The organism is Sphingopyxis sp. 550B, from assembly GCF_057401805.1.
This window is the reverse complement of record NZ_CM171610.1, coordinates 2,588,751-2,612,447: the sequence shown is the minus strand read 5'-3', so window position 1 is coordinate 2,612,447 and position 23,697 is coordinate 2,588,751. Positions and strand designations below refer to the sequence as shown.

Annotated in this window: 23 protein-coding genes and 2 pseudogenes; 4 read left to right on the top strand and 21 right to left on the bottom strand. The window is 63.4% G+C overall.

Features of this window, described 5'->3' with window-relative positions:
• The first annotated feature begins 69 nt into the window (after positions 1-69).
• From AC2S9W_RS12245 to AC2S9W_RS12235, 3 genes are all read left to right on the top strand, one after another.
• Positions 70-1,287, top strand: coding sequence for an amidohydrolase family protein (locus tag AC2S9W_RS12245; protein ID WP_486570941.1), 1,218 nt, complete (start codon positions 70-72; stop codon positions 1,285-1,287).
• Positions 1,288-1,395: 108 nt separating this feature from the next.
• The gene (locus AC2S9W_RS12240) at positions 1,396-2,607 is read left to right on the top strand and encodes a CaiB/BaiF CoA transferase family protein (protein WP_076075696.1); all 1,212 of its coding nucleotides are present in this window, start codon (positions 1,396-1,398) and stop codon (positions 2,605-2,607) included.
• Between the two features lie 23 nt (positions 2,608-2,630).
• Positions 2,631-3,803, top strand: a complete 1,173-nt coding sequence (locus AC2S9W_RS12235; RefSeq protein WP_104959563.1) for an acyl-CoA dehydrogenase family protein — start codon at positions 2,631-2,633, stop codon at positions 3,801-3,803.
• A gap of 305 nt (positions 3,804-4,108) precedes the next feature.
• Here AC2S9W_RS12235 and AC2S9W_RS12230 read toward each other — a convergent pair whose 3' ends face one another.
• The 19 genes and pseudogenes from AC2S9W_RS12230 to AC2S9W_RS12140 form a co-directional block, all read right to left on the bottom strand.
• Positions 4,109-5,029 (bottom strand): nucleotidyl transferase AbiEii/AbiGii toxin family protein, encoded by a 921-nt coding sequence (locus AC2S9W_RS12230; protein ID WP_431591520.1) that lies wholly within the window; start codon positions 5,027-5,029, stop codon positions 4,109-4,111.
• Positions 5,022-5,768: a type IV toxin-antitoxin system AbiEi family antitoxin domain-containing protein gene (locus tag AC2S9W_RS12225; RefSeq protein WP_431591519.1), complete on the bottom strand. Its 747-nt coding sequence runs from the start codon at positions 5,766-5,768 to the stop codon at positions 5,022-5,024. The genes AC2S9W_RS12230 and AC2S9W_RS12225 overlap by 8 nt, the downstream gene beginning before the upstream one ends.
• Positions 5,769-5,989: 221 nt before the next feature.
• A complete protein-coding gene (locus tag AC2S9W_RS12220; RefSeq protein WP_431591518.1) occupies positions 5,990-6,211 on the bottom strand; it encodes a helix-turn-helix domain-containing protein in 222 nt (73 codons plus the stop codon).
• On the bottom strand, positions 6,208-6,423 hold the full coding sequence (locus AC2S9W_RS12215; protein ID WP_431591517.1) for a DUF2274 domain-containing protein: 216 nt from the start codon (positions 6,421-6,423) through the stop codon (positions 6,208-6,210). The genes AC2S9W_RS12220 and AC2S9W_RS12215 overlap by 4 nt, the downstream gene beginning before the upstream one ends.
• Positions 6,416-7,633 (bottom strand): TraB/TrbI/VirB10 family type IV secretion system protein, encoded by a 1,218-nt coding sequence (locus tag AC2S9W_RS12210; RefSeq protein WP_486570940.1) that lies wholly within the window; start codon positions 7,631-7,633, stop codon positions 6,416-6,418. The genes AC2S9W_RS12215 and AC2S9W_RS12210 overlap by 8 nt, the downstream gene beginning before the upstream one ends.
• Positions 7,626-8,447: a P-type conjugative transfer protein TrbG gene (trbG, locus tag AC2S9W_RS12205; protein WP_486570939.1), complete on the bottom strand. Its 822-nt coding sequence runs from the start codon at positions 8,445-8,447 to the stop codon at positions 7,626-7,628. The genes AC2S9W_RS12210 and trbG overlap by 8 nt, the downstream gene beginning before the upstream one ends.
• Positions 8,444-9,241, bottom strand: a complete 798-nt coding sequence (trbF, locus tag AC2S9W_RS12200) for a conjugal transfer protein TrbF (protein WP_486570938.1) — start codon at positions 9,239-9,241, stop codon at positions 8,444-8,446. Before trbF ends, trbG begins: the two co-directional genes overlap by 4 nt.
• A gap of 3 nt (positions 9,242-9,244) precedes the next feature.
• Positions 9,245-10,549, bottom strand: a complete 1,305-nt coding sequence (gene trbL, locus AC2S9W_RS12195; RefSeq protein WP_486570937.1) for a P-type conjugative transfer protein TrbL — start codon at positions 10,547-10,549, stop codon at positions 9,245-9,247.
• A gap of 123 nt (positions 10,550-10,672) precedes the next feature.
• Entirely contained in the window at positions 10,673-11,422 is a 750-nt protein-coding gene (gene trbJ, locus AC2S9W_RS12190) for a P-type conjugative transfer protein TrbJ (protein ID WP_431591512.1), read from the bottom strand.
• Complete coding sequence (gene trbE, locus AC2S9W_RS12185; protein WP_486570936.1) at positions 11,403-13,916, bottom strand: conjugal transfer protein TrbE; 2,514 nt, start codon at positions 13,914-13,916, stop codon at positions 11,403-11,405. The genes trbJ and trbE overlap by 20 nt, the downstream gene beginning before the upstream one ends.
• Positions 13,910-14,182 carry a VirB3 family type IV secretion system protein gene (locus AC2S9W_RS12180; protein ID WP_184097120.1) on the bottom strand — a complete coding sequence of 91 codons (273 nt, stop codon included), beginning with the start codon at positions 14,180-14,182 and terminating at the stop codon, positions 13,910-13,912. The genes trbE and AC2S9W_RS12180 overlap by 7 nt, the downstream gene beginning before the upstream one ends.
• Positions 14,179-14,514: a TrbC/VirB2 family type IV secretion system protein gene (locus tag AC2S9W_RS12175; RefSeq protein WP_486570935.1), complete on the bottom strand. Its 336-nt coding sequence runs from the start codon at positions 14,512-14,514 to the stop codon at positions 14,179-14,181. The genes AC2S9W_RS12180 and AC2S9W_RS12175 overlap by 4 nt, the downstream gene beginning before the upstream one ends.
• 1 nt (position 14,515) lies before the next feature.
• A complete protein-coding gene (gene trbB, locus AC2S9W_RS12170) occupies positions 14,516-15,535 on the bottom strand; it encodes a P-type conjugative transfer ATPase TrbB (protein WP_486570934.1) in 1,020 nt (339 codons plus the stop codon).
• Entirely contained in the window at positions 15,532-15,936 is a 405-nt protein-coding gene (locus AC2S9W_RS12165; RefSeq protein WP_486570933.1) for a ribbon-helix-helix protein, CopG family, read from the bottom strand. The genes trbB and AC2S9W_RS12165 overlap by 4 nt, the downstream gene beginning before the upstream one ends.
• 3 nt (positions 15,937-15,939) lie before the next feature.
• Positions 15,940-17,808, bottom strand: a pseudogene (locus tag AC2S9W_RS12160) (conjugal transfer protein TraG); the annotation flags it as partial.
• A gap of 18 nt (positions 17,809-17,826) precedes the next feature.
• Positions 17,827-19,342 (bottom strand): annotated as a pseudogene (gene tnpC / locus AC2S9W_RS12155) (IS66 family transposase).
• A gap of 31 nt (positions 19,343-19,373) precedes the next feature.
• Positions 19,374-19,730, bottom strand: a complete 357-nt coding sequence (tnpB, locus tag AC2S9W_RS12150) for an IS66 family insertion sequence element accessory protein TnpB (protein WP_486570932.1) — start codon at positions 19,728-19,730, stop codon at positions 19,374-19,376.
• 210 nt (positions 19,731-19,940) lie between these two features.
• Positions 19,941-20,171, bottom strand: a complete 231-nt coding sequence (locus tag AC2S9W_RS12145) for a transposase (protein WP_486570931.1) — start codon at positions 20,169-20,171, stop codon at positions 19,941-19,943.
• 23 nt (positions 20,172-20,194) lie between these two features.
• Positions 20,195-20,410: a hypothetical protein gene (locus tag AC2S9W_RS12140; protein ID WP_486572108.1), complete on the bottom strand. Its 216-nt coding sequence runs from the start codon at positions 20,408-20,410 to the stop codon at positions 20,195-20,197.
• A gap of 346 nt (positions 20,411-20,756) precedes the next feature.
• Between AC2S9W_RS12140 and AC2S9W_RS12135 the strand changes: the two genes are divergently transcribed.
• Positions 20,757-21,761, top strand: a complete 1,005-nt coding sequence (locus AC2S9W_RS12135) for a GSU2403 family nucleotidyltransferase fold protein (RefSeq protein ID WP_486570930.1) — start codon at positions 20,757-20,759, stop codon at positions 21,759-21,761.
• Between the two features lie 168 nt (positions 21,762-21,929).
• Here AC2S9W_RS12135 and AC2S9W_RS12130 read toward each other — a convergent pair whose 3' ends face one another.
• Positions 21,930-22,874: an IS630 family transposase gene (locus tag AC2S9W_RS12130; protein ID WP_486570737.1), complete on the bottom strand. Its 945-nt coding sequence runs from the start codon at positions 22,872-22,874 to the stop codon at positions 21,930-21,932.
• 200 nt (positions 22,875-23,074) lie between these two features.
• Positions 23,075-23,692, bottom strand: a complete 618-nt coding sequence (locus tag AC2S9W_RS12125) for a hypothetical protein (RefSeq protein WP_486570929.1) — start codon at positions 23,690-23,692, stop codon at positions 23,075-23,077.
• Positions 23,693-23,697 lie beyond the last annotated feature (5 nt).

Genomic DNA, 23,697 nt, shown 5'->3' with positions numbered 1-23,697 from the left:
AGTGCTATGATTCAACTATAAATATATCATTGGGATAGCCTTGCCCTGCGCAAGCCAGAGGAGATGCACATGCCTTATGTTGAAAACCAGATCGTCCATGATGCCGATGCCCATATCGTCGAAATGCCCGACTGCCTCGATCCCTATTTCGATCCCGGCATGCTCGAAGTGTATCACGAGGCGCGCAATCAGGAACGCGAGTTCCGCGCGCGCATGGCCCCGCTGATCGAGATGGGGGCGTTCGACAAATGGGCGGCGAAACATGACGATCCCGAATTCCGCGCCGGCGCGGACGAGAATGTCCACAGGCGCAAAATGTATGAAGCGCTCGGCGCCTTCCGGGCCGATGACCGCCCCCATGTGCTCGATCTTCAGGGCTATGCCAGCCAGCTGATCTTCACCTCGCTGTGCCTGCGCAACTTCGACTTCGACAAGGGTCCGAACATGGACCTCGCCTATGCCTCGGCGCGGGCGCACAACCGGATGATGGTCGATTACTGCTCGGTCGACCGGCGACTGCTGCCGACGGCCTATATCCCGATCGCCGACATGAAGCGCACCGTGACGGAGGCTCGCTATGCGATCGAGCTGGGGGCCAAGGCACTGATGATCCCGGCCCACCCGCCGGCAACGCATTCGCACGCCCATATCGACCTCGAACCGCTGTGGGCGATGGCACAGGAAGCCGGTCTGCCGATCGTCTTCCATATCGCCGGGACCGAACTGCCGCAGGGGTACAAGTTCACGGGCCGCGCCAATGTGAACGACACGGTGAGCGGCGGCGACGGCGATCACAATTCGCTGGGCCTGATCGCTATCCCGCATCCTATCCTGCTCACGCTTTCGGCGCTCATGTTCGATGGCGTGATGTGCAAATTCCCGAAGCTGAAGTTCGGGGTCATCGAACTCGGCGCGTCGTGGCTGCCCAGCCTGATGAAACTGCTCGATTCGAGTGTCCTGGCCTTTTCGCGGCACGAGGAGCGGCTGCGCCAGCTGTCCGCGACGCCCAGCGAGATCATCCGCCGCCAGGTGCGCGTCACGCCCTACCCCACCGACGACACGGGCTGGATCATCGCCAATTCGGGACCGGAAATCTGCATGTATTCGTCGGATTACCCGCATCCGGAGGGCGGCACCGATCCGATGAAGCGGTTCCGCGCCTCGATGGAGGCCGCCAACCTGCCGCAGGCGACGTTCGACGCGTTCCTGCGCGAAAATTACATCGACATGATGGGCGAAGGGCTCGCGCCGGACCTGCGCTATCCCAAGCATCTGGTTGCCGCCTGATTTCCTTGCTTGGCGGGGCCGCCTCGGGCCGGCGTTTCCGGCGCCGGCCCATTTTTCCGGGGCAGACCCATCAAAACTGAATGCGCTCGAGGGATAGGTGAGGACGATATGACGTCAGCGAATGACAGCACGTTGCCGGACGGACCGCTGGCGGGGGTCAGAATACTCGAAATCGGGCATTATATCGCGGCCCCGCATTGCGCGATGATGCTCGCCGATCAAGGCGCCGACGTCGTCAAGCTGGAGCCGCTGTCGGGCGATCCCGGGCGGCAATCGCCTCCCCTCGCCGACAATGGCGAAAGCCTCGCCTTCGCCTGCCACAACCGCGGCAAGCGCAGCGTCGCGATCGACCTGCGCGATCCGGCGAACCGCCCTGCCCTCGACTCGCTGCTCGGCTGGGCCGACATCGTCGTCACCAACTATGCGGCCGGCATACCCGAAAAGCTGGGGTTCGGCTTCGACCGCCTGCAGGAGGTCAACCCGGCGGCGTCGATGGTTCACATCACCGGCTATGGCGCCGACGATCCGCGCCGCGATTTCCTTGCATTCGACCCGACGATCCAGGCGATGAGCGGCTTTGCGGCGCTCAACGCGACGATCGACGGCCCGCCGCTCGCCAGCCCCTTCTTCATGGCCGATCATTCGGTCGCGATGAACGCCGCCTTCGCCGCGATGTGCGCACTGTGGGAACAGCGTCGCACCGGAAAGGGCCGCTTCGTCTCGCTCTCGATGATGGAATCGATGACTTCGCAGCTCAGCTATCACATCCCCTCGGCGGGGGTGAAGGGCAAGGTCGCCGGGCGCGGCTCCGGCTTCGGCATGTTCGACATGTTCCCGACGAAGGATGCGCCGATCTTCCTGGCGCCCGGCGCGCCCGACATGTGGAGCGCGCTGTTCCGCCTGCTTGGCCACCCCGAATGGATACCCGAAAAGGGTGAGAAGCTCGACCTCGCGTCGAATCCCGCGCGCATCATGGAGGTGATGAAGGCCGTAACCGCCTGGCTCGCCGAGCGCAGTTCGAAGCAGGCCTTCACCGAATTGCAGCAGGTCGGCATCGCGTGCGGCGTCGCGCGCAGCGTCGAACAGCTTTATCAGGAGGAGCGCGCCGACGAGACGAGCGCCATCGTCTTCGCCGAACTGGCTCGCGATGGCGGCTCGGTGCCGGTGCCGGGCGCGGCGTTCCGCATGATGCCCGACGGATCGGTTCCGACCGGCGTCCCCAGTCTTGGCGCTGATACGCGCGCAGTGCTGGGCGATCTGGGGCTAAGCGGCGACCGGCTCGACGCGCTCCAGGGGCACACCGCCGCCGCGGCGTCCTGATCCGAACGAAACGAGCCCTCGATATGCCCGATTCCCATGCGGACGAGCCGTTCAGGCGCGAGGTCCGCGCATGGCTGGACACCCATTGCCCACTTGAAATGCGCGGCCCCGCCGACGGCGAAGAGGATCACTGCTGGGGCGGCCGCAACCCCGAATTCAAGAATGATGCGCAGCGACGCTGGATGGAGGCGATGGCAGCGCGTGGGTGGACCGTTCCCGACTGGCCGGTCGAATATGGCGGGGGCGGCCTTTCGTCCGGGCAATGCCGGATATTGAAGCAGGAACTGGCGCGTATCGAAGCGCGCAACCCGTTGTTCAGCTTCGGCATCTCGATGCTCGGCCCGGCGCTGCTGAAATTCGGCACCGAAGAGCAGAAGCGCCGCTTCCTTCCCGAGATCGCACGCGGCGAGATCCGGTGGTGCCAGGGTTATTCGGAACCCAACGCCGGCTCCGACCTTGCCGCGCTGCAGACGCGGGCGGACGACAAGGGAGACCATTGGCTGGTCAACGGCCAGAAGATATGGACCAGCTATGCCGACAAGGCCGACTGGATCTTCTGCCTGACGCGCACCGACCCCGCCGCGCCGAAGCATCGGGGGATCAGCTTCCTGCTTTTCGACATGGCCAGCCCGGGCGTCACGACGCGGCCGATCCGGCTGATCTCGGGCCTGTCGCCATTCTGCGAAACCTTCTTCGACGACGTCCGCGTTCCCAAAGACCAGGTGGTCGGCGAGGTCGGCAAAGGCTGGGACGTCGCGAAATTCCTGCTCGGCCACGAACGGGAGATGATCGCCGGCATCGGCCTGCTCGGCCCCGAGGAGGGGCTGGGCGCCGAATTTGCCGATCTGCTTGCGGCCGATCCCATCCTGCGGGCGGAGGTCGCGGCGTTCGACGTCGACGCGCTCGCCTTTCGCGCGATGAGCGAGCGCTTCGTCGACGAGCTGAAAAGCGGCCGGGCGCACCCCGTGCAGCCGTCCCTGATGAAATATGCCGCCACCGAATTGCACAAGCGCCGCCACGAACTGCGGATGGCGCTCGGCGGCACCGCCACGCTCGAATGGGAAAGCGAACGCACCGCTTTTGGCATACCGGCGCGAGAATGGTTGCGAACCAAGGGCAATTCAATCGAAGGCGGAACCAGCGAAGTCCAACTCGGCATCATCGCCAAACGGCTGCTGAACCTGCCGGGCGCCTGAACCGGAAGGCGGCCGAACATGTCGGTAGCGGGAGCCACAGGATCAATTTAAGCAATTGTTAATATTGAATATTTCTTCTCGCAAAATTGCCCTTACCAACACCCCTACCATCACTCATCTATCATGAAAAAATGGAATCGAATTGAGGGATTCTAAAGGCGGAAAGTGGGAATCGAAAAGGCCGAATCAACCTTTGCGACTTGCGGGGCATATTCTGCACCCTGCTCATGGTTTCCGCCGTCCCGGTTGAATCGACGATCGGTTTCGCTCTGAGTACAAATTTCGGACAGCAGCATCGTGAGCCCTTATCCCAGCGACTTCTCCAGCGCATCCAAAACCGCCTTATGGCGTATCGGGCTAGCTTCTCGAAATTTGCGGACGTTCATCAATTTGAACTGCGGCGCGGGCAACCCGGCGAGCGCCGCGATTGGAAAGCGGCTCCAGTCCGGATCACCGGCTTCGAAGGATAGAAGGAAGGCTCGATCGTCATCGGTCAACGATCCGCGCAACGCGCCCACTAAGCGCTCGAGCGTTGCCTGATGGTCGTCATAGCTGAAGGGTTCGAACGGCATCCCTTCAAACTGCGACAGAAAGGTCTCACGCTGATCTTTGCGGGCAGGATCGACGAGTTCGGCGATCGGGCGACCGTGGCTGACAAAGCCAGCGATCGCGCCAAGGCGGACCTCGTCCACCAGGCCTTCCTGATTGAGCAGGCGCCTGATGTCGAAGAGGTCGCGAGGGTGCTGGCGGTCGAGCGCGGCGCAGATCTTTCCGCCGAACAGTTCGCCGTGTGACACGCACCGCGCCTCCACGAAGGCCTCGAACTGTTCCTGCACCTGATCGGAGCAGGCCAGGTCGCGCACAGGCAGCAGGTGGCCGCGAAGAGAGGGATTGACCTCGATCTTCACCTGGGTGCGGGCGCGCTGGCAATTGAGTTTCACCTCCATGCCCTCGCCGCCCTGTCGCGCCTGAGTGACACGGGTCGGCGGCAATCGCCGCTCGATCTCTGCCCCTATTCGCGCCAACGCTTCGCCAATCGCAGCAAGTGAATCCTTGCGATCATGGTTCGGCAGATAGGTAAGATCGATATCGACCGACAGGCGCGGTAGATTCCATTCGAACAGATTGATGGCGGTGCCGCCCTTGAGCGCAAAGACCGGCTCCGTCATTACCAGCGGCAGGATGTCGAGGAGCAACCGGACCTGGTCGCGATATGGTTCAGCCATGATCGACCAGCTCTTTCGGAAGCAGAAGCTGATATTTTGCGACATAGCGCCCATTCGGCACGAGGCTGCGGTCTCCCGTTCCAAGATCAATCCGGTCAAGATCGAGATGGCGCACGACCGGCAGGTTGGCGCGCTCCGCAAGGTAAAGGAACAGTCTTCGTACCTTGATTGAGGTGCATTGCTCCAGCAAGCCCTGCATGAGCGTTGGCCGTATCGAAGTCATGCCCTCAATGATCATCCCGATCTCGACGAGGTCGAATTCTTTCGGCGCGAGATGCAACAGTTCCAAGGCGGCGCGTTCAACACCGGATGCCTTCAACGCAAAGCCCTCGGGTGCCTGCTGCTCTGTCAGACCAAGTTCGGGAGGTAAGAGCTTGGTCTGGACATGCCGCACGTCATCGCCCCAATGGGTTTTGAACCAGAGCGGTAGCGCGACGTTGAGCGGCGAGAACAGATAAGCCTTGGTGTTAGCGAAACGGACATAGTGGCTGTTGCCCGACATCTCGAGCGCGGTCAGTGCCCCGACATGGACGGGCAATCGCAGTTGGGTCTGCATGCTGTATAGCGCGCCCTGCCAGGTCACCGTCTCCATCGGACGCTTGAAAGCACCACGACCAAGCGACGCTAGCCAGCGTGACGAGGTGTAATTCTGAAGATCCTGCGGCGTTATTCCGAGGGTCTTGAGATGGGCGGTGGTCGCGACGCTGTGCGGCTTCCAAGCGTCGAGCAGCGTCCTCAATTTTCTTGATCGTGATATGTTCATCGTATATTTATGGCATAATTTTCAATGTATCTCAAGAGAAACTGCGAAAGTTCTTTCCAGAACATGCCGTGAATATATTTCTGATACAAATTTCAATGGTTCCAAAATGTGGGAACCGAATGGGGGCGAGCGAAAGAGGGAATCGAAAAGGCCGAATCAGCCTTTGTGACTTGCGCGGCATAGCCGGTCATAGTCTCCTAGCTTTTCTCGAATAGGCGCTTGAGACTGGCGTATCGGATGAAGGTCGATCGACCCACCTTTATTGTTTCGAGTTCGCCCGCTTTTATGAGTTCATAGAGCGTCGATCGACCAATGCCGGTGAGTTTCACCGCCACAGCTATGCGGACGCAAATGGGCTCGACATTGTCGCGATCGTCCGATCGGATTTGCGGCCGTTGCCTATTCTGCTCCCTGCTCATCGCTTCCGCCGCCCTCGGTTGAAGCGGCGATCGGCTTCGATGAAGGCCGAAAGCATCGCGGGAATAAGGTCTGGAACCGACTCCCGCTGGCCATATGCGGCTTCGTAAGTGTCAGCATAGGCATTCAGCGCTTCGAGCAGGTCCGGCATGACACTGATCGTAATCTTGACCGGCGTTCGCTCGGGCAGTTTCGGTAATCTGAGATCAGCCACGCCCGCCTCCCCACGGCTTCCCGACGACAATATCCTTGTGGACGATGACGCGAAGCGGCCAGCCGGGGCGGACGCGCAAGGTCGGCTGAATATCGAGATTGCGGGTAACGAGCTGATCGCCCGCCCGCGTTCCGTTCTGCTGCGTGGATTCGCGAATAGCGCGCACAAGGTCGCTTTCGCCATCACCCCATCCGAGTTCCGTGCCAACACCGAGCAAGGTCGATAATGCGACGCCCTTCAAAAGCTGCCAGGTGTGGCGGTCGATCTTATCGGACAGCCCCACGTAGCCCTGCGTATCGGTCGCCGGCACATTGTCGATGCGGATCGACGACCCATCCGGGAGGATGATCCGCTGCCACACCACCAGCGCGCGGCCCTGACCGAACGCGACGACGCTGCCGTAACTGCCAATTAGCCGCGAGCCTTGGGGGATGAGCAGGCTTCGGCCCGTCACGCTGTCATAGACATTTTCGGTGATCTGCGCCGTGACCAGCCCCGGCAAGTCGGAATTCAGCCCGGTAATAAGGCTGGCCGCGATGACACTCCCGGCCTGCACGGTCCAGGGCGAGACGGGAGCGATCAGCTTGTGCGGGCTCACGTCGCTACTGTTGTTCTCCTTTCCAACCATCGCGTTCTTGCGCTGCTGCCCGTTGGGATCGTCTGCGGCGTGTGCGGGCGCTGGCAATTCGGGCACCTGTTCTGGTTCAACCGCGATGGGGTGAGTCGATGCGGCATTGCCTGCGACTTGCAGCATGACCCCGGATTCCCGCGCCGCTTGCTGTTCCGCCGCGAGGCGCTGGCGCTCGGCTTCGGCCTCCTGCGCCGCTCGTCGTGCTGCCTCGTCACGGGACTCCATAGGTGCCATTCCGATTTCGCGCTGGCGATTAAGGATCGGGCGTCCCAAATCTCCAGGCAGCGGCGCGCCGAGTTGCGGCACGTCGCCATAGCTGGTCGGCGCGCCCGCGAGCGCATCGGACGGTGCTTTCGCGCCATGAACCTTCTCGTCCGTGGGCGCGACGATATTGATGCTTGCCGGTTTCAGCGCCAGCCACGCCACGCCGACAATCGCAGTCGATCCGGCGGCAGCAATGGCGACGATGGCGCCGCGACGGAAGCGGGTGACACGCCCCGGCGCGGCGCGCAGCACGAGAGTTTCAGGATCGGCCTTGGGCGGTGCGGCCTTTGCGGACCGCTCGACAGGTTCAGTCACGACCGCGCCTCCGCTTCGGCTGCGCCGTCTCGATCCGCACGATCTGCTGCTTCTTGCCGCCAAGGCGTAGTTCGGCGGCGCCGAACAGGCGATCGACGACATAATAGCGCCCGACCATGCGATAATTGACGAGCTGAGCCTCGCCGTCGGCGCCGATGACGAACAGCGGGGGCGCTTCGCCCACGGCGATCGGCGGCGGAAACTCGATGAAGGTCTGCCGCCCGTCGTCGAACGCGCGAACAGGCCGCCATGCCGGCTTGTCGCCGCTAATCTCATAATGGAAATTGAGTCGTTCGATGGCGAGGCCAGATGCGACCGGCGCTGCCGCGGCGGCTGCATCGTGCTCACGGCGCAGCGCGATCAACTCATCCTGCGGGTAGGTCCACGACAAGGCAGCCATCGCGCCGGTCGTCCGGCTCGCCAATTCGATGTGATACACCCGCCTGTCAGTCGTGATGACCAGATTGGTGCGCAGCCCTGCCGCAAAGGGCTTTACGAAAATATGGGTGCGCTGGCTTGTGCCATTGCCGCTGGTCGTGTCGCCCACGGTCCAGCGCACGGTATCTCCCGCGGCAACCGACGTAATGGTTTCGCCCGGCTGCAATGCAATATCGGTGATGCGCTCAGGCGCAGCATAGAGCCGATAGAGGCTACCGTCATTATAGGGATAGACTTGCACGGCGCCGACGAATCCGGCGCTCGCCGGCTCGCGCAGCGCGGCCTTGTTGGCGGCGGCGACCTTCGTGGTCGGCTGGGCGACAGCGGGAACGGCGAGCGCAAGGACGCTCGCCGACAGAATGACGGCGCGGATCATGGTTCATTTCCTTCGGGTGCTGGTGAGGATTCGGGGTCGAGCGGAAAATCCGCAGGCGGGGCGAGCAAATCTTCGGGCGACGGAAAAGGCTCGAGCGGCTTCAGGACATTCGTATCGAGTTCGCGGCTCCAGTCGATCGCATCGACATAGAGGCCGAGCGGATTCTTGCGCAGCACCTCGGCCGAGCGTGGCGGCTGCACCTTCACGGTCAACATGGCCGTCCAGCGCGAGGTGCCCGACAGGCTGCCGCGTTCATAAGCCTGCTCGGTCCATTTGACCTGAAAGCTGGTGTCCGACGCGCGGACGACGCTCGTCACCTGCACCGACACGGTGCGGCGGCCAACATCGGCAAAGGGATTGTCGGATCGCGCATATTCGCCAAGGAACAGCGACGCGCGCTCGGTCGCGAAGTCGTATGCCGACAGCCAATTTTCGCGCATCAGCACCGGGTCGAGCGAGCGCGAGCGGACGTTGGCGATGAATTTGCCAAGATGCCACGCGATCTGCGGGTCGGTCGCCTGATACTCCGTGTCTGCCGGCGCGACCGCCTGCGCCTCACCGAGAGTGTCGACCTCGACGACATAGGGCACAACACGGCTTTGCATCGACTGCCAGACCAGCGCCGACGACAGGCCGATGGTGAGGAACAGGCCGCCGAACGCCATCAGCCGCCAGTTCTTTGCCTGCACACGCGCCGCGCCAATGCGCTCGTCCCATGCTTGTCCGGCGCGTTGATAGGGTGTTTCGGGCTCCGGCGTCTGGCCGTAGCGCTGCACGGCTCGTTTGAATCTCATAGCTTAGTCCCTTTCCTTGATGTCCGGTGTGATCCCGGCGCCGCCGCGATCGCCCGATTGAACGGCATGGATCGCCATCTGACGGCGGTGTCGGCTGGCCTGGGTGGCGTGGAGCTTTTGTGCCCATGCGGGCGGCGATGCGTCGCCGCTTGCTGCGCTACCGCCGACCGCGCTCGATGCGCCGCTGGTCCCTGCGGCCCAGGCGGCTTGCTGACCGCGCGCGGCGGCAGCGCGAAGGCCAAGCGCATTGTGCATCCGGTTGGCGACGGCGCCTTTCGCGGCCGACGCCATGCCGCCGATGCCGGCGCCAACCGTGGAGGATCCCGAAGTTTCCTGGCCGAGCTTGTAAGCGGTCGATGCTGCGCTCCCCATCGCCGTCCCGGCGCGGACCGCGCCGAGACCGGCGCCAGCGATGCCCCGCGTAGCGGCAACAGCGCCCGCACCGCCCATCGCGAAGCCACCTGCGGCCAATGCGGTTGTCGCGACGACGGAACCGGCGCCGAGTTGCGGGGCGCCCGCGACCAGCCCGGACGCAATGCCCGGACCAAATATGGCGAGACCGAACAGCGCGAGGCTCGCGAGCATCAGCGATACCGCCTGCTCGATCGACACCTCCGCGCCGGCAATCGCGCCGGTGAAGTCGGCAAAATAGTTGGAACCGATACCGACGATGACCGCCAGCACCATGACCTTGATGCCGGAACTGACGACATTGCCCAACACGCGTTCGGCGAGAAATGAGGTGCGATTCCAGAGTGCGAAGGGAACCAGCACGAAGCCCGCAAGGCTCGTCAACTTGAACTCGAGAATGGTGATGAAGAGCTGGATCGCGAGGATGAAGAAGGCCGCGATGACGATGACCCATGCAATGACCAGCACCGCGATCTCGACAAAATTGTTGAAGAAGTCGACCGGACCGACCAGCTCTTTCGCTTGCACCAGGAGCGGAAAGGCCGCCTCGAATCCGGTTCCCGCCAGCCGCCCGGGCATCAGCAAATCCTGCGCGCCGATCGCGCTGCCGCCTGCGGTCAGTCCCAGCCCGGCGAAGCTGCGAAAGATGATGTCGGTCAGCAGCGGAAAGCTGTTCAATATCAGTGCGAAGGCGCCGACATAGAGAATCTTCTTGAGGAACTTGCCGATGATATCATCCTCGCCGCCTAGCGCCCAGAACAGCCCGGCGAGCGTGATGTCGATGCCGATCAGGATCGTCGTCAGGAAGCCAACGTCACCGCCGAGCAGCCCGAAACCGCTGTCGATATAGGCGATGAACGCCTGCATGAACTGATCGATGACATTGAGATCCTGCACGCGCGGACTCCTGGATGAAGACGAATGGTGTCGCGGGACCGGTCCCGGTGAGAGGGGAACGGGAATCCGGCCCCGCGACGGGACGGCGCTCGCCGGGGAGTTGGGGCGCAGCGCCGCCCTAACTCACGGGCGCGGGGTGTAAGCCTTGCCGTCACCGAGGAAGCGGGTCGTCCGCTCCCGCGCCTCGCGCGCGCTCTGTCCGCGCCGCGCCGCTTCGAGCGATTGGCTGCGGAACTGCGCCGCCATCAGGGTCTGGAGCTGGAATTGCTGCTTGGTCGCGAGCGCGAGAAGCTGGTTCGTCGCCTGCTGGGCCTGCAACGATCCTTCGGCGCCCTGGCTTTTGGCGACGATCTCGCTGAGCGCCTGAGCGTCGTCGCGGACATTTTCGACGATACCGCTTTGCACTTCCATCGTATGCCGGAACGCGGCCATCTCGTTGTCGAGCCGTTGCTTCGCCGCCGCGATGCGTTGGTCGCGTTTCATCACTTCGCCAACGCTGCTCGGGAACTGCCGCATAAACTGCTCGCCCAGTTGATCGACGCGGAAGTCGATGCCCTGCGCTTGCCCCATGAGCTTGTCGATCTCGCCGAGGGTCTGACGAAGCCGGTCGAGCTGCGGGAAGTCGATACGCGCCAGATTCTTCCCCTGATTGACGAGCATCTGGGCCTCGTTCTGGAGCGACTGGATTTGCTGATTGATCTGCTGGAGCGTGCGCGCGGCGGTGAGCAGGTTCTGCGAATAATTGGTCGGGTCGAATACGCTGATCTGAGCCGATGCCGGCGGGACCGGAATGGCGATGGCGATTGCAAATGAGCCGATGGCACCGAGGCCGAGCAGGCCGGTGACGATGTGGTCATTGAGGGGAATGCGCATCACTTGTCTCCTTCAGGGGGGCTTGGGGGTTGGAAAAATCGGCGAGCAGGTCCGCGGCCCACTCGAGACCGGCGTCGGCGAGAAAGGCCCGCGCGAACGCGGTCGGGTCGCGCCACCCCAGATCGAGCGGGTCGATTTTCGAGAGGATCGCGTCGATGCGCTTCTGTGTGTCAGGATCGGACGCGCCGCACAGCGCGAGCGCGACCGGACCTAGCCCCAGCTCGAACAGCCGATTGCCGCGCGCCGATTGCAGATAATATTGCCGCTTGGGCACGGCGCGGCTGACAAGCTCTATTTGCCGCACGTTGAGGCCGAAGCGCACATAGGCGGCTTGGCTCTGCGGCTCGATGGCGCGGTCATTGGGAAGCAATATCCGCTGCGGGCAGGATTCGATGATCGCGGGCGCAATCGTCGAATCCGCGATGTCGGTTAGCGATTGCGTCGCGAACACCACGGCGACATTCTTCTTGCGAAGAACCTTCAGCCATTCGCGGATACGCGCCGCGAACAGGGGATGGTCGAGAAACACCCAGGCTTCATCGAGAATGAGCAGCGTCGGCCGCCCGGTGAACCTCTCTTCGAGCCTATGGAACAAATAGGTCAGCACCGGCGCGACGACGCCCGCTTGCCCCATCAACGCCTCGGTCTCGAAGCACTGAACATCGGCAATCGCAAGGTCGTCCTCAGCGGCATCGAGCAGTCGCCCGAATGGCCCTTCGAGCGTATAGGGCGCGAGGGCGACACGCAGCGGCGCCGACTGCAAGAGCAGCGACAATCCGGTCAGCGTTCGTTCCTCGACCGGCGCGGCGGCGAGATTGGTCAGCGCCGACCAGACAGCTTCCTTGACCTCCGGCGTGACCACGATCATTTCATGGGCCAGCAAGGCGCCAATCCATTCGGCCGCCCACGCCCGTTCGCCGGCGCGGTCGATATGGTGCAAGGGCTGGAAGGCGATAGCACGGCCACCCCCGCTACCGCCCGCGTCGTCCTCGCCGCCAAGGCCGAGCGCATGATGCGCGCCGCCCATCGCCAGCACCGCGGCGCGCGCCGAAAAGCCCTTGTCGAAGATATAGACTTGGGAATCCGAGTAGCGCCGAAATTGGAGCGCCAGCAATGCGAGCAGCACCGATTTCCCAGCACCGGTCGGGCCAACAATGAGCATGTGGCCGACATCGCCGACATGGGTGGACAGCCGGAACGGCGTCGATCCGCTGGTTTCGGCATAGAGAAGCGGTGGGCCATCGAGGTGTGTGTTGCGCGCCGGTCCCGCCCAAACGCTGGACAGCGGCATCAAGTGCGCGAGATTGAGCGTGTGGACGATCGGTTGCCGGACGTTGGCGTAAACGTGACCGGGCAGCGAACTCAGCCACGCCTCCACAGCGTTGACGGTTTCACGGATGCAAGTGAACCCGAGCCCGTTGACGATGCGCTCGACCGCGCGCACCTTCTCTTCGACACGGCTCCGGTCGGTGTCGGCAACAGTGATCGTCGTTGTCAGATAACCGAAGGCGACATGATCGCCGCCGAGCGCCTGCAACGCCAGGTCGGCATCGACCACCTTGTTGTCGGCATCGCTGTCGAGAAGCTGGACGGGCTGATTATAGATGACCTCGCGGAGCAAGGCCGTCACCGACTTGCGCTTGTTGAACCACTGGCGGCGCAGTTTGGTGAGTGCCTTGGTCGCGTCGGGCTTGTCGAGTGCAAGGAATCTCGTCACCCAGCGATAGCCGAAATCTTCGTGATTGAGCGCGTCGAGGATTCCGGGGCGACTGACGTTCGGGAAGCCCATTATGGTCAGCGTCCGCAAATGCTGATCGCCCAGCATCGGTTCGAGGCCGCCGGTCAGCGGCGTGTCGGTCAGTATCGCGTCGAGATACATGGGGGTTTCGGGGACCGCGACGGCATGGCGCCGCGTCGATATGGTGCCGTGGAGGAAGGTCAGCGCCTCGCTATCGTCGAGCGCGCGCACCTCCGGCATGAAGCCGGAAAAGAGATCAAGCGCCCTATCTGTCTCGGCGATGAAGCCGGCGAGCGCCTGCCGCCAATCGCGTCCCTTCACATCGTCGCTGCGTTCGACCAGCGCGCGGCCCGCCGTGTCGGCCTGATCGGGCGGCGGAAGGAAGGTCAGCGTCGCATAATAGAGGCTCTCGAAATGCGCGCCCGCGCTCTCGAAGGTCGCCGCGCGCTCCTGATCGACCAGCCATGACGCGGCATCGGGAAAGTCGCTGTCGGGATAGCCCAGCGCCTCGCGACGCTCGGCCTCGAAGTGCAAGGCCCAGCCCGACCCGAAACGCTTGAGGACATTATTCGCCCGCGCGCAGGCCGCGACCAGTTCCGCCTCCGTCGCGCTTTCAAGGTCGGGACCGCGAAAGCGCAAGGTGCGCTGAAAGCTGCCGTCCTTGTTCAGCACAACGCCGGGGGCGACGAGCGCCGCCCAAGGCAGATGGTCGGCAAGCCGGTCGGCGCGATTGCGATATTCGCGCAGGTTCAGCATGTCAGATACCCCCGCTGGCGAAGGTGGCGAGCGAGGACGGGCGCAAAGTCGGGGTCACGCTTCGCGGCGAACACCGCGAGCGTGTGGCCCGCCGCCCACATCACCAGCCCGGCAATCCATTGCTGCAAGCCGAGGCCAAGCGCGGCGGCGATCGTGCCATTGACGATCGCGATGGCGCGCGGCGCACCGCCGAGCAGGAGGGGTTCGGCCAAGGCGCGGTGCATCGGCGCCTCGAAGCCTTCGATATGCGAGCCTGCGCCGATCATGCGATCAACGCCCCGCCGCCGAAGGAGAAGAAGGACAGGAAGAAGCTCGACGCCGCGAAAGCGATCGACAGACCGAAAATGATCTGGATCAGACGGCGGAAGCCGCCCGCCGTCTCGCCGAAAGCCAAGGTGAGGCCCGTCACGATAATGATGATGACAGCGACGATCTTGGCGACCGGGCCTTGAACCGATTCCAAAACCTGCTGCAACGGTTCCTCCCACGGCATCCCCGACCCGGCGGCCTGCGCGGCGGCGGTGACAGAAAGGCCGAGCATGGCGGCAGCGGCGGCGGTTACGATCTTATGGGGCTGGCGGACGCGGGACAGGCGCATGTCATTCTCCTTCAAAGATGGCGGTGTCGGGGGTGAGGTCGCGAACGGCGTAACCGCCCTGCGCGTCGAGGCCGGTGACGCGCACGGCGCCATCGACGCGGCGCGCGAGACCGCGACCGGATATGAACACGATCATGTCGATCGCCTCGGCGATCAGCCGACGCGGGACGGTGACGACGCTTTCCTGAACAAGCTGTTCGAGCCGATAGAGCGCGGCGCCCGCGCTGTTCGCGTGGACCGTCGCGATGCCCCCGGGGTGGCCGGTGTTCCAGGCCTTGAGCATGTCCAGCGCCTCGCGCCCGCGCACCTCGCCGACAATGATGCGGTCGGGCCGAAGGCGCAGCGTCGAGCGCACAAGGTCGGCCATCGTGACAGCGCCGGTTCCGCTCGGGCCGATCGCGCGGGTGCGAAGCGCAACCACATCGGACGCGGCGCATTGCAGTTCGCGCGTGTCCTCGATGATGATAACGCGCTCGTCGAGGCCCGCCATTTCCGCGAGCAGCGCGTTGGCAAGCGTCGTCTTGCCCGATGAGGTGCCGCCCGCGACAAGGATATTGCGGCGCTCGACAACCGCCATCGACAAGAGCCGCGCCGTGTCGGCGGGCATGATGCTGTCCTTCACATAGTCGAGCAGCGTATAGATGCGCGCGGCGGGCTTTCGGATCGAGAAGCAAGGCGCGAGGCTGACGGGCGGCAAGACGCCCTCGAACCTTTCGCCCGCGCCTTCGCCGTGCGGGGGCAGTTCGGCCGATATGATAGGTGCTGCCGCATGGGCCTCGGTCCGCGCGTGGCTCGCGACCAGGCGAATGATGCGCTCGATCTGCGCCGGGTCGTAGCGCGTGCCGGTGTCGATCCGGCCTTCGCCGAGCCGGTCGAGCCGAAGCACCCCGTCGGGGTTCACCATGATCTCGATAACCGCGGGGTCGGACAGCGCCGCCGCGATGCCTGGCCCCATCGCCGTGCGCAGCATCGCGCGGCGGCGCCCAGAGGAATTATTGGCGTCGGAAAGCGCGTCGGTCATGGCAGTGCCTCGGTGATGTTCTGGGTGTCAAGTGTCCGCTTGCCGCCCGCGATCTGGCGGCCAAGCTGGGCGATAAATCGCTCGAAACGCTGATTGCCGGTCGCAAGCGCGGCGGCGTCGGCTTCGGGGAGCGGCGCGGTGACGGTGAGCTGGTAGCGCACGAACAGCGCCAACGCCTCAAGCACCACCTCCATGTCGCGGCGGCCCGCCGCGACCTCGCGCGATATGCGATCGAGCCGGACTTTCAGAAGGTCATCGACCTCCTTGGTTGCGCGGCGCGCCAGCCAATCTCGCAGCGCCTCGTTGACGATCCGCGACTTGTTGCCGCCGCGCCGGATCACCAGCGCGTCGAGCGCATCGCTCAAGTCACTGTCGATATAGAGATTCTGCCGGACCTTCATCGCCTATAGCCCCGGCAACAGGTCTTGGGATTGCGATTGATTCATCGCATGGCCGCGGACCAGCGAAGCGCGAACGCGGTCCATGACACGCTTGTCGGCCGCCGCGTCGGAGTCGTCGCGTTCGAGGTCTGGCAGTTCGAGTTGCATCGCGGGTTCGGCCTGCGGCGGCGTTTCGTCGATCGAAGGATGCCGCTGCTGCTGCAACCCGCCGTCCTCGTCCGCGCCGCTGTCCTCGTCGGCCTTGCCGAGCCGGTTATCCGGCGCGCTGACCAGCCCGGTCCAGCCGTCGGGACGGCCCTGCGGGCGGTCGGGATAGTCGCCGATCGCAAGCGCGGGCGGCGGCACGAGCCGCGAGCGGAAATTGGCATCCTTGTAATATTGCAGCTTCTTCGCCCGGATCGGCGCCATACCCGACACCAGCACCAGTTCATCAGCGGGCGGAAGCTGCATCACCTCGCCCTGCGTCAAAAGCGGGCGCGCCGTCTCCTGCCGGCTGACCATGACATGCGCGAGCCAGGGCGCGAGGCGATGGCCCGCATAGTTCCGCATCGCGCGCTGTTCGGTGGCGACCCCGAGCGCATTGGAAATGCGGCCGCCGGTCCGCTCGTCGTTGGTCGCGAAGGCAATGCGGACGTGGCAGTTGTCGATAATGCTATTATGCTCGCCGTATGCCTTTTCGATTTGATTGAGCGACTGGGCGATCAGGAAAGCGCGGACGCCGTAGCCGGCCATGAAGGCAAGCGAACTCTCGAAGAAGTCCAGACGGCCCAGCGCCGGGAACTCATCGAGCATCATCAAAAGCTGATGCTTGCGCCCCTGCGTTGGGTCAGCGTCGAGCTTCTCGGTCAGCCGACGCCCGATTTGATTGAGAACGAGGCGAACGAGAGGCTTTGTCCGCGAAATATCCGACGGCGGAATGACCAGATAGAGCGAGGCAGGATGGTCGGCCTCGACAAGATCGGCGATGCGCCAGTCGCAGCGCGATGTGACCGCCGCGACGGTCGGGTCGCGATAGAGACCAAGAAACGACATCGCGGTGGAGAGGACGCCGCTGCGCTCGTTCTCCGATTTGTTCAGAACCTCGCGCGCCGCCGATGCGACGACCGGGTGAACCTGTGGCGCTTCCTTGGTGCCGAGATGATTGGTCGTCATCATCCGGCGCAGCGTCGCGGTGAACGGGCGCTGCGGATCGGACAGGAAGGTCGCGACGCGCGCGAGCGTCTTTTCCTCCTCCGCATAAAGGATGTGGAGGATCGCGCCGACCAGCAGACTGTGGGAGGTTTTTTCCCAGTGATTTCGACGTTCGAGCGCGCCTTCGGGGTCGACCAAAATATCGGCGATATTCTGAACGTCGCGAACCTCGTTATCGCCGCGACGGACTTCCAACAGGGGGTTATATTTGGCGGACCGAGGATCGGTCGGATTGAACAGCAGCACGTGACTAAACTGCGCTCGCCAGCCTGCGGTAAGCTGCCAGTTCTCACCCTTGATGTCGTGGATGACCGCCGAACGGGTCCAACTCAGCAGCGTCGGGATGACGAGCCCAACGCCCTTGCCGCTGCGCGTTGGGGCGAAAGCCATAACATGCTCGGGGCCATCATGGCGCAGATAGCGTCCGCGCTTGCGGCCGAGGAACACGCCCGCATCGTGGAACAGGCCGGCGCGGCTGATCTCTCGCGTGGTCGCCCAGCGGGCGGAGCCATAGGTGGTGACATGGCGCGATTGCCGCGCCCGCCAGAGCGATCCGACGATGGCCGATGCGCAACCCAGAAACCCACTCGCCCCGGCGATCATCCCCGCGCGATCGAATATCTCCGGCGCGTAGGCGTCGTAGTGATACCACCATGGAAAGATGGACCACGGGCGATAGACGTTCGGTAACCGGTGTTTTCAGGCCACGTCGAACCAGGGCATGAGATCGCCGACGCTTTGGATGGGATGACCGTTGGCAAGGCTGGTGAGCGTGTCGGTCAGCCACGCGTGGGGGTTGATGGCGCCCAGCTTGCAGCATTCGATGAGGGTCGCGATGACGGCCCAGTTATCTCCGCCCTCGTCGGAGCCGGCAAACAGGGCGTTTTTGCGATTGAGAGCCAGCGGCCTGATCGACCGTTCGACGGTATTGGAGTCGAGGTCGATGCGTCCATCGTCGAGGAATCGCACGAGGCCGTCCCAGCGGGTGAGTGCATAGCGGATCGCCTCGCCAAGCTTGCTTTTGGCGCTGACCGGCGGCCGCGGGCGACAAGATACTGGTGAAGATCGTCGACGATGGCGCGGCTGCGCTCGGCCCGGACGGCGCGGCGCCGCTCGGCGGATGAACCGCGTACGTCGTCCTCGATGGCATAGAGCAAGGCGATGCGGCGCAGCGCCTCGGTGGAGACCGGCGACGTGTCGGCGAGATCGTAGAACTTGCGGCGCACGTGCGCCCAGCAGAAAGCGAGCCGGATCTGCTGTCGCCGCCGGGCGAGCGCGGTGTAGCCGCCATAGCCGTCGACCTGCAGGATGCCCGCGAAATCGCCAAGATGCGCGTGAGGACGCTCGGCCTTGCGATCCGGAGCATAGACATAGGCGACGATCGGTGGATCGCTGCCGCCCCATGGCCGGTCATCGCGGGCATAGGCCCAGAGTTGCCCGGTCTTGGTCCGCCCGCGCCCGGGATCGAGCACCGGCGCCGTCGTCTCGTCGGCGAACAGCCGCTCGGACCGGCGAAGCTGTTCGAGGATATGGTCACGCAAGGGGCGTAGATACCATGCTGCTCGGCCGACCCAATCGGCCGGGTGGATCGATCGAGCCGGATGCCCTGTCGGGCGTAGATCTGGGCTTGCCGGTAAAGCGGCAGATGATCCGCATACTTGGATACCAGCACTTGGGCGATCAGCGCCTCAGTCGGAATGCCGCCTTCGACGATACGCGGCGGTGCGGGAGCCTGCACGACCGTGCCCTCGCACGCGCGGCAGCCGTAGCGCGGTCGGCGCGTGACCAGGACGCGGAAGGTGGTCGGCACGACATCGAGACGCTCGGCGACATCCTCGCCGATCTGGTGGAGCGCACCGCCGCAGCAGGGGCAGGCCTTATCCTCGATATCCACGACCTGCTCGATCCGTTCGAGATGCGACGGCAGCGAACCGCGGTTGGTCTTGCGCACCCGATCGCTGTGAGGCCTTCCGGCCTTCGCTTCGGCGGCGACCTCGGCCTCGGCGAGCGCCGCCTCGACATCCTCGAGACCCAGTTGCAGCTGATCGGGATCGAGCTGTTCGGAACGGCGGCCGAACCGGTGGCGCCGAAACGCCTCGAGGATCGCCCTCAGACGTTCGACTTCCGCACCGGCACTCTCGAGCTTGCGGGCCTGTTCGAGGACGAGCGCGCGGAGCGCGTCAACATCATCCGGCAGGTCCGCTTCCACGAGCATGGGAGCAGTGAATCAGCGGAAGAACGCCCCGTCAACCAGCAATCTGCGGTGCCTGTGGCCGGCGCCCGCCATGGACGCGGCGCCAGTCCAGTCCCTCCAGAAGAGCCCCGAGCTGCGCGGCCGTGAGGCGCATGACACCGTCCTGGATGCCCGGCCACTTGAAGCCGCCGGACTCCAGCTTCTTGGCCATCAGGCAGAGTCCCGTGCCGTCCCACCAGACCAGCTTGATCCGGTCGCTGCGCTTCGCCCGGAACACATAGATCACGCCCGACCGGGGATCGCCGCCATACTCGGCGGCGACCAGCGCGGCGAGCGCGTCGGGCCCCTTGCGGAAATCCACGGGACGCGTTGCGACCATCACGCGCGCGCCGGCACCGGGGCCGATCATCGCGTGGCCTTGAGTGCTTCGATTACCGCGGCAATCACGCCGACATCGGCGCCTCGGCCGATCCTCACCGCCACGCCGTCGATCTCCAGCTCGACCGCACTTGCCTGGGACGCCGCCGCTTCGCGGAATGCTTGACAGCTGGATGTGGATCGCTCGCGGGCAGCGGATCGATCACAGCAGGGACGAAGGCGGGAGCCGCCGTCGGCAACGTCAGGCCCGGCCTTCCAGGCGCTTGCGCAGATCGCGGCGCCAGTTGAACAACTGCGTGGGGCTCAAGCCATGCCGACGCGCCACCGCACAGACCGTCTCGTGACCCGAAAAGCTCTCCGCAACGATCGAGGCCTTCAACTCTGGCGGCCAATCCCGCCGCTTGCCCCTACCGGTGAAAACCTCGAAGCGCTGAACCCCGCTGGTGCCAGCATCATCATATGGCATCGTCATAGCACCAGCTTCCTACCCCACGATCAGGGCGCGGACACTCGGCGCTGCGCGTCACTCCCGCAAGGTGGGGTCACGCCTCCGCTTACGACGTTCGTGTCGAACAAGACGAACCAGGCCGGACCAAGCTGCGGCTGATAGCCGAGCTGCGCCGCGCACCATTGGGTAGCGGCCCACACACCCGCGATGACGATCGCGAAAACGACAAGGATTTGGCCGATCAGCAGCTTGGTAGGGGTCACGAGAGTCTCCCGGCGGCACCGGGGGGCGCCGCCAGACCCCAAAATCAGCCCGACGGGAAAAATCGCATATTACCGTTATGGCGCGCGATAACGCAGCACGACGCAGCGAGGTTAAAGCGCTCTTCGAAGAGTCATGATTCTACGCTTGGTTTGCGCCTCAACCTCGACAGTGGGCGATGTGCAACATACCCCTGCCAGCCGCCGCATATTTTTTTCGAGATCGAAAGCCCAGTGAGCAAATACGGATTTACCCTTCTTTTCGATACAAATTTGCAATTGCAGGGTAATCTCTTGAAAAATGCTGTTTTACCCTGCATATAATGAATAATAGAAAAAGCAGGGTAATATGAAAGCTGTCACTCCGTTCAGCGATGAACAGGCGCGAAACCTGATCAATATTCGCCAGCAATATGAGGTATGGCGCGACGCCGAGCGCGCGCTCGCCGAAATGCCATATAACCTGCGCATCAAGGAAGTGTCTGGAAACGCTTATCTCTATGAGCTCACCGATCGGGAAGGCAATATGAAGAGCCTCGGTCGGTTGGACGAAGAGAAGCAGGCGCGATTCAATGCCTACAAGAGCGACAAGGAGGAGGTCAAAGCGCGCATAGAGTCCAGCCGAACCATGCTCGCCGAGCGCGCGCGCATCTATCGCTCACTCCAATTACCGATGCTCGATCCGGAAGCAGGAAAAATCCTGCGCGAAGCTGATCGACGCTGCCTTCTCGGCAGCCACCTCATGGTGGTCGGCACGAACGCAATGCCCGCCTATCATATCGAAGCGGGCGGCGCGATCCGCGACGTTCCGGAGGAAACACTCGACTTTGATCTTGCATGGACGGCCGTGCCCCCTGCTGACGAGCTATCGTCGATCTGGATGATGCTGAAGGCTGTCGACCGGACCTATACCGTCAACACCGAACGCCAATTTCAGGCACGCAACGCCAAGGCCTATGAAGTCGAGATCCTGGCCGCCCCCAGCACGATCGACGGGATGTTTCGCAAGGATCAGCCCAAACCAATCCCTCTCCCAGAGCAAGAATGGCTGCTGCTGGGACGACAGGTTGATCATGTCGTCATCGCTCGTGACAACGCGCCGGCGCGTATCGTGGCCCCCGACCCACGGTATTTCGCGTTACACAAGCTCTGGATGGCTGAGAAGGCTGGTCGGAATCCGCTCAAGCGGCCTAAGGATGAGAAGCAGGGCATGCTGCTGCTCGACGCCGTTGCGGAGGCGATGCCTCACTATCCAATGGACAAGGCGTTTGTCTCCAGCCTGCCCGCCGCCCTTCTTCCACAATTCGATCGCTGGAAGGCTCAGTGGAAAGGAGAACGGACATCATCCTGGTAGCAATCGGCCTCTTTGAAAGGGAAATGCCAGGGCGACGCGCCTATTCCGTCGTCGCATCCCTATTCCGATGCGAGACAAGATTTCGCGATAGGTAATCAGAATGACTTCTTCGCGCCCGAAGTCGGCCATTCGCATGGGCGCAAGATTAACCCTTAGAGCGGTTTTCGATCAGTCTGGATCATAGCCGCACGAGCTGAAGTAGTTGGCACATTCGGCGGGCTGGAAGATGTCGACGAGCCTGCCGATGAGGCCCCACAGGCCGCTAACGGTGCGCTCGCCTGCTTTTCGGAGCATGGCCTTGAGGCGGGAAAAGGCCTTCTCGATCGGGTTGAAGTCGGGACTATAGGGCGGCAGGAAGCGCAACGTTGCCCCTGCCGCCTCGATCCGCTCACGGACCGCAGGTCGCTTGTGGCTCGAGAGATTGTCCATGATGACGATGTCCCCAGGCCGCAGTTCCGGCACGAGAACCTGCGCAACATAGGCTTCGAACCAGTCCCCGTTGATCGGGCCGTCCAGCACCATCGGCGCGACCATGCCGCTCATGCGGAGGCCCGCGACGAGCGTGGTGGTCTTGCGATGGCCATGCGGGTATCCCATCCGCAACCGCTCGCCTCTAGCGCAACGGCCGTGGCTGCGGGTCATGTTGGTGGCGGTCCACGTCTCGTCGATGAACACTAGGCGTTCCGGCTCCAGATCGACCTGGTTCTCGAACCAGTCGTGGCGCTGCCTCAGGACGTCGGGGCGGTCTTGCTCGATGGCATGCCCAGTCTTTTTGCGCGTCATGCCCCGCCGCGCGAAGAAGCGGTGCAGTCCGGCAACTGACACTGTCAGGCCCGCTTCGGACAAGGCAATGCGCAGCTCTTCGAGCGAGATGTCCTTGCGCGCCTCCCACAAGGCCAGAATGTCGACCGCCCGCTCCTCCACTCGGCGGGATCGCATGTCGCCGCCTTGCGGCTTGGGAGCGAAGCTGCCGGTTTCCAGACGCTGCGCCTGCCAGCGAATGGCTGTCGATGGCGCAACCCCAAAGCGCGCCGCCGCTCCTCGGCAACTCAGCCCGCCATCAATCGCCGCCAGAAGCCGCGTGCGCAAATCCATCGACAGAGCGTGACCCATCCATGCCGGCCTCCTTCACCAGCACAGATTCTGAATCACAAATCAGACCAGAGGGAAATCCCTCAGCGATTCAAAACGGTCGAAAACCGCTCTAAAGCGGACGTTGCGTCGACGCACGCACTTGAAAAGAGATGGGCCCCGAATGAATCCTTCTCTTCCGCATGGCGGGCAGACCAGCAGATAAGTGACCGAGACTAGAATCAGGCTTTGCCGGTCGGCGTCAACATGATCCTGCCGGCAGTGTTGAACCCCGACCGTTCGGCGCGCTGCGTCCAATATTGCCCGACTAGCGATTTCGACACTGCATCATAGTGAAGCAGGCCTGCGCCGAAATGTTCGGGTTCGTCAGTCACAGCAACCGGGTTAGGATCGACTTGCTGGAAGACATAGGTAAGCTCGGGCTGCAGGGGCGGGTTCCAAAGCGGACGGACGAACCTCGTCGTACTGTTGCGCTTCGAATTCTCTGGTTCCAGCCGCATCTCTATCGTCAAAAGGCTCGATTTGATCGTCACCTTCGCCTTGGTGACCCGGTCTGTTTCATCGGTAGGACCGAGCGGGTCGGACATCGCGTCGAATTGCTCCTTTTTGCTGCGGGCAGCCTCATAGGTTCGTCGAATCCTTGGCCAGTTCGACGAGATTTCTGCATCCCAGTCACCGTCCAGCCGCGGGAACAGCCAAAAGTCCGCGAGTGTGATGCGATGAATGACGCCATAGACGGCTGGATGACACATCGCCAGAACAAGGATGTTCACGCCCACGATCACGGTCCCGCGCGCCTCCCAGACTTCGAGCGCTGACAGGTTTTCAATTAGCAACATCGCGC

What these genes read in the sequence shown, in the direction of transcription:
- trbJ (WP_431591512.1), bottom strand. Translation starts at nt 11,422, where the DNA reads ATGCGCATTCCCCTCAATGACCACATCGTCACCGGCCTGCTCGGCCTC.
- AC2S9W_RS12125 (WP_486570929.1), bottom strand. Translation starts at nt 23,692, where the DNA reads ATGTTGCTAATTGAAAACCTGTCAGCGCTCGAAGTCTGGGAGGCGCGC.
- AC2S9W_RS12230 (WP_431591520.1), bottom strand. Translation starts at nt 5,029, where the DNA reads ATGGCTGAACCATATCGCGACCAGGTCCGGTTGCTCCTCGACATCCTG.
- trbB (WP_486570934.1), bottom strand. Translation starts at nt 15,535, where the DNA reads ATGACCGACGCGCTTTCCGACGCCAATAATTCCTCTGGGCGCCGCCGC.
- AC2S9W_RS12130 (WP_486570737.1), bottom strand. Translation starts at nt 22,874, where the DNA reads ATGGGTCACGCTCTGTCGATGGATTTGCGCACGCGGCTTCTGGCGGCG.
- AC2S9W_RS12175 (WP_486570935.1), bottom strand. Translation starts at nt 14,514, where the DNA reads ATGCGCCTGTCCCGCGTCCGCCAGCCCCATAAGATCGTAACCGCCGCC.
- AC2S9W_RS12180 (WP_184097120.1), bottom strand. Translation starts at nt 14,182, where the DNA reads ATGATCGGCGCAGGCTCGCATATCGAAGGCTTCGAGGCGCCGATGCAC.
- AC2S9W_RS12165 (WP_486570933.1), bottom strand. Translation starts at nt 15,936, where the DNA reads ATGAAGGTCCGGCAGAATCTCTATATCGACAGTGACTTGAGCGATGCG.
- trbE (WP_486570936.1), bottom strand. Translation starts at nt 13,916, where the DNA reads ATGCTGAACCTGCGCGAATATCGCAATCGCGCCGACCGGCTTGCCGAC.
- trbF (WP_486570938.1), bottom strand. Translation starts at nt 9,241, where the DNA reads ATGAGATTCAAACGAGCCGTGCAGCGCTACGGCCAGACGCCGGAGCCC.
- AC2S9W_RS12145 (WP_486570931.1), bottom strand. Translation starts at nt 20,171, where the DNA reads ATGACGATGCCATATGATGATGCTGGCACCAGCGGGGTTCAGCGCTTC.
- tnpB (WP_486570932.1), bottom strand. Translation starts at nt 19,730, where the DNA reads ATGATCGGCCCCGGTGCCGGCGCGCGCGTGATGGTCGCAACGCGTCCC.
- AC2S9W_RS12245 (WP_486570941.1), top strand. Translation starts at nt 70, where the DNA reads ATGCCTTATGTTGAAAACCAGATCGTCCATGATGCCGATGCCCATATC.
- AC2S9W_RS12135 (WP_486570930.1), top strand. Translation starts at nt 20,757, where the DNA reads ATGAAAGCTGTCACTCCGTTCAGCGATGAACAGGCGCGAAACCTGATC.
- AC2S9W_RS12240 (WP_076075696.1), top strand. Translation starts at nt 1,396, where the DNA reads ATGACGTCAGCGAATGACAGCACGTTGCCGGACGGACCGCTGGCGGGG.
- trbG (WP_486570939.1), bottom strand. Translation starts at nt 8,447, where the DNA reads ATGATCCGCGCCGTCATTCTGTCGGCGAGCGTCCTTGCGCTCGCCGTT.
- AC2S9W_RS12235 (WP_104959563.1), top strand. Translation starts at nt 2,631, where the DNA reads ATGCCCGATTCCCATGCGGACGAGCCGTTCAGGCGCGAGGTCCGCGCA.
- AC2S9W_RS12220 (WP_431591518.1), bottom strand. Translation starts at nt 6,211, where the DNA reads ATGAGCAGGGAGCAGAATAGGCAACGGCCGCAAATCCGATCGGACGAT.